4 protein-coding genes and 1 CRISPR repeat array are annotated in these 3,992 nt (G+C 69.6%); of the genes, 2 read left to right on the top strand and 2 right to left on the bottom strand.

Annotated features, from left to right (window positions below; all coding sequences use genetic code 11):
* Positions 1-273: 273 nt before the first annotated feature.
* Positions 274-1,677, top strand: a complete 1,404-nt coding sequence (locus ACSNOC_RS27205) for a helix-turn-helix domain-containing protein (RefSeq protein WP_436750236.1) — start codon at positions 274-276, stop codon at positions 1,675-1,677.
* A gap of 12 nt (positions 1,678-1,689) precedes the next feature.
* Entirely contained in the window at positions 1,690-2,178 is a 489-nt protein-coding gene (locus tag ACSNOC_RS27200) for a hypothetical protein (RefSeq protein WP_436750235.1), read from the top strand.
* 24 nt (positions 2,179-2,202) lie between these two features.
* On the opposite strand, the gene ACSNOC_RS27195 is transcribed toward ACSNOC_RS27200, so the two are convergent.
* Positions 2,203-2,406, bottom strand: coding sequence for a hypothetical protein (locus ACSNOC_RS27195; RefSeq protein ID WP_436750234.1), 204 nt, complete (start codon positions 2,404-2,406; stop codon positions 2,203-2,205).
* Positions 2,407-2,735: 329 nt separating this feature from the next.
* Positions 2,736-3,245, bottom strand: a complete 510-nt coding sequence (locus tag ACSNOC_RS27190) for a hypothetical protein (RefSeq protein ID WP_436750233.1) — start codon at positions 3,243-3,245, stop codon at positions 2,736-2,738.
* A 245-nt stretch (positions 3,246-3,490) separates the two neighbouring features.
* Positions 3,491-3,945: direct repeats of the CRISPR family, unit length 28 nt; unit sequence GTGGTCCCCGCGCATGCGGGGATGTTCC.
* Positions 3,946-3,992 lie beyond the last annotated feature (47 nt).

The raw sequence follows: 3,992 nt of genomic DNA, 5'->3' as shown, positions 1-3,992 counted from the left end.
ACGCGGACGGCGTCCCACCAGCGCCCGCACGGCAAGGTCCGCACGCCCTGCTCCGCCGTGGGCAGCCAGTGCGGTACCCCATCGGTCTGCGTCATGCTCTGCTCCATCGATCTCGGCATTTACGGGCACGTCGAGCCTCCCGTTTGCGGCGACGTCTGGGGATGCCCTGCGGGTGTTACCGCCTCGGTAATAGACTCTGGGCGAGGGATCGATGACGATCTGTGACATGTCTGGAGGGGCGGCGTGCCCACACCCCACCTCATTCACCCTGACCTGTTGACCCGCGAAGACTTGCGACGGGCTTTGGCCGAGCATGACTTCGCGGCGGCATTTCGTGTCCTGAAGAAATACGGTGGCCTCAGCCAGAACAGGATCGCAAGCGCCTGTCAGCTAACCCCAGGAAAGGTATCAACCATCATCAAGGGCACCCACCAGGTGACGTCCTACGAGGTGATTGCCCGGATCACCGATGGACTGCGGATTCCCGGTCACATGGTCGGCCTCGCGGCCAGACCCTGGGAGAGGCACATTGACAGCCAACAAGCATTGCGACCGCAGAGCCTCTCGGGTGGTAGCGCGCCGTGGACCCCCAGTGGCACGGTGACCATGGCTATCCGGCTGACAAGGAGCGACCTCGTGATGGACCGACGTGCGGCGACGCGTGCACTTGCCTCCGCCGTGGTGACCGGAGCACCCCTGCTGGATCCCCTCGAAGGCTGGCTGACGTCTGTTCCCGCCACCGATGACAGCCGCCGTACTGGCCGCCTGGGGCTGCGCGAGGTCGAGGAACTGGAGCAGACCGCGCAGATATTCCGCCGATGGGACCACACTTTCGGTGGCGGCTTGCGCCGCAAGGCCGTGGTCGGGCAGCTCGATGAAGTCGCCGCTGCGCTGGAGGAGCACCAGGCCCCCGCAGTGGAGCGGCGGCTGTACCAGGTCATGGCACAACTCGCTGGTACCGCTGCGACGATGGCGTGGGACAGCGGGCTCCAACGCCGTGCGCAGGAGTATTACGGATTGGCACTTCGTGCGGCGCATGCCGGTGGGGATACTGCGTTCGGCGCCAATGTACTGGCGGGCATGGCCAGGCAGATGTTGTACGCGGGGCGACCACAAGACGCCCTCGAACTCGTGCGACTGGCCCAGGACGGTGCGCGGGGTAAGGCAGGGCCGCGGGTCCGCGCCATGCTCCACACGCGGGAGGCGTGGGCGTTCGCGTCCATGGGACGCGAAGCTGCGTTCCGGCGCGCTACCGGCCAGGCCGCCGAAGCGCTTGCCGACGCCGGTGACGGGGAGCCGCACTGGATCGCGTACTTCGACCAAGCCGAGCTTGCTGGAGTGACGGGTGGCCGACTTCTTGAAATGGCGAGGCGGGATCCGCGCGTCCATGCCCCAGCGGCGGCCGACGCCATCCGGCAGGCGCTTGCGGAGCGTGGGCCGGAGGCGGGCCGCAGCCACGCCCTCGACTGGATTGGACTGGCCGAGTGCTCGTTCCTCCTCGGGGATATCAGTGCGGCAGTGGAGCATACGCACCGGGCGGTGAACGCGGCGACCCGCACGCAGTCCTGCCGTGTCCGTTCGCAGCTTGCCGAGCTGTATCCATACACAGTCGGCCGCAGCGCATCTGTGCCGGTGAGGGAGGCTCGCGATAGGATCCGCGATTTGCTGGCGGCGTGACCGGGAGGACTGATGACCACCATCTCTGTGACAGGGCACATGGACCTGACGGACGAGAGTGTGCCGCTGGTGCGGGACGCGCTTCGTGGCCTGCTGCGTGGTCATGCTGGTGGCGCACTGGTCGGGGTGTCGTGCATCGCCGAGGGCGCGGACGCGCTGTTTGCCGAGGTGGTGCTGGAACTGGGCGGTCGGCTCGTCGTGGTGATCCCGTCGCGGGACTACCGGTGGACCAAGGTGAAGCCCCGGCATGCCGAGACGTTCGACGGGCTGGTCGGGGCTGCCCACGAGGTGCACGTGCTGTCCGTGGAGACGGCGGATCGCGCGGCGTACGAGGCGGCGAACAAGGTGCTGCTGGAGCGGGCGGATCGGCTGGTCGCGGTGTGGAACGGGGAGCCGCCGACGGGCAAGGGCGGCGGCACGGCGGACGTGGTGCGGGAAGCACTGGAGAGCGGACTGCCGGTGGAGGTCGTGTGGCCTCGGGGAGCAGCGCGGCGCGGCTAGGGTCGCGGGCGGGGCCGCCCCGGGTCAGGCGGGTCGGCGGGACTCCGCGTCGGTGATCTCCCTGACCGCCGCGCCCTCCCGGGCCAGGGCGTCGGTGTTGAAGTACACGCTCATCCGGTGCCGGGCGTCGCGCGTGGAGACCGAGAGGACCTCGATCCCGTAGCCGCCGCCGCGCAGCGCCGAGGGGTTGAACTCCGTGACGTCGACGCCCGGTCGGGGCAGTTCCACTTGCTCGGTGGAGTAGGCCCGGCCGGGGATGGCTGCGGCAGCGTCTCCCGGGTGCCGGGGGAGACGGTGCCCCGCAGGCGCAGCGGCTCGATGATGCGGCGGTGCAGCTCGTGCTCGTAGGAGGTGCCGGTGATCCGCTCCACGATCAGCGCGGCCAGCAGACCTCTCGCCGGGGCCGGCGGAACGGCGGGCGCGGGCGACCGGGTTCCCGGACGGCGGCGTCCACGGGTGGGAAGGCGGCTGGACTGGCAGCACCTCACGCGCGCCGACCGCCGCCGGGCCTGGGTGATCCTGGCGGCCGAGGTGGGGGAGCCCGCCTACGAGCCCGGTCAGCGCCGTTTGCCGCCGTTCTGTTCGATGAGCTGGAGGAGCTGGTCGGCGGCGCTGTGTCCTTTGACCAAGTCGGTGGGGAGGGTAAAGGCTTTGGGGTAACTGCCACGGCCGGGGGCGGCGTTGTAGGTGGTGCCGTTGATCTCCAGCCCGACCGCGGTGCTGAAGGAGGCCCGGATGGGCCAGGCGGTGACCTCGCTCACGGGCGCCCCGGCGATCACCTTCCGGTCGCTGGCCAGCAGTGTGAGCGTGCCTTGTTCGGGGTCGATGGTGACGAAACCGTGCTGGGCGAGCGGGCGCAGGCCCTTGCCGATCTGCACCTCGTCGAAGACGATCGGAGTCCGGGGCGCGGCCAGCACCGGCTTGGGCCCTTCGCCGGAGCCGCGAAGGGTGAACCGCAGTGAGGCGGCCATCCGGTCGGCCAGTTCCGCCATCCCCGGGCCGACGGAGTCGGTGACCCAGGTGGCGTTGAGCAGGAGATCTGTATCCGGGTACTCGTCGGCGAGCACGTAGTGGCGGAGCGTTACCCGTCGGACGTGGTCGATGGTTGCTCGGCGTCTCCGGCTGACCCCGCGACTTCTCGCTGGAACGGATGTCGCGGGACGCGAAGACATACAAGGACACCAGTCAGGCCCAGCACACCGTGATGCCCTTCAACCTCTCGTGCCGCACGGTGGTTAAGCTGCTGCACACACAGCGAGAGCAAGTGAACGAAACCGGCCTCCCGCCCGGACAAGACAGCAGGTGAACAAGTGTGGTCCCCGCGCATGCGGGGATGTTCCGCCCTGACCGCTCGCGCGAGCCCTTCCTCCGCTGTGGTCCCCGCGCATGCGGGGATGTTCCTGCTGCGTCGCGCTTTTGCCATTCGCCCGCTGTGTGGTCCCCGCGCATGCGGGGATGTTCCTCTACTCCGGCGTCAACGCGCTCGCGCGAGGCGGTGGTCCCCGCGCATGCGGGGATGTTCCGGCCCGCGACGCGGCCGCCCGGCAGGTCGAGGAGTGGTCCCCGCGCATGCGGGGATGTTCCCGGCGAGTCATGGGCACAGATCGGGCGTGCGCTGTGGTCCCCGCGCATGCGGGGATGTTCCGGCCGCCCTCGCACCCGGTACGGCGGCCAGGGCGTGGTCCCCGCGCATGCGGGGATGGTCCCGCCGCCGCGGCCCAGATGTCGATGCAGACAGGGTGGTCCCCGCGCACGCGGGGATGGTCCCGGGCCACCGTGGTAGCTGGCGACAAGCAGTGGGTGGTCCCTGCGCA

This window comes from Streptomyces sp. URMC 129, assembly GCF_051386415.1.
GTDB lineage: Bacteria > Actinomycetota > Actinomycetes > Streptomycetales > Streptomycetaceae > Streptomyces.
Note: the sequence above shows the minus strand (reverse complement) of the source record. Positions and strands in the feature narration are given on the sequence as shown.

Excerpts from the sequence above, each read along its gene's own strand:
- ACSNOC_RS27200 (WP_436750235.1), top strand. The coding sequence starts at position 1,690 with ATGACCACCATCTCTGTGACAGGGCACATGGACCTGACGGACGAGAGT.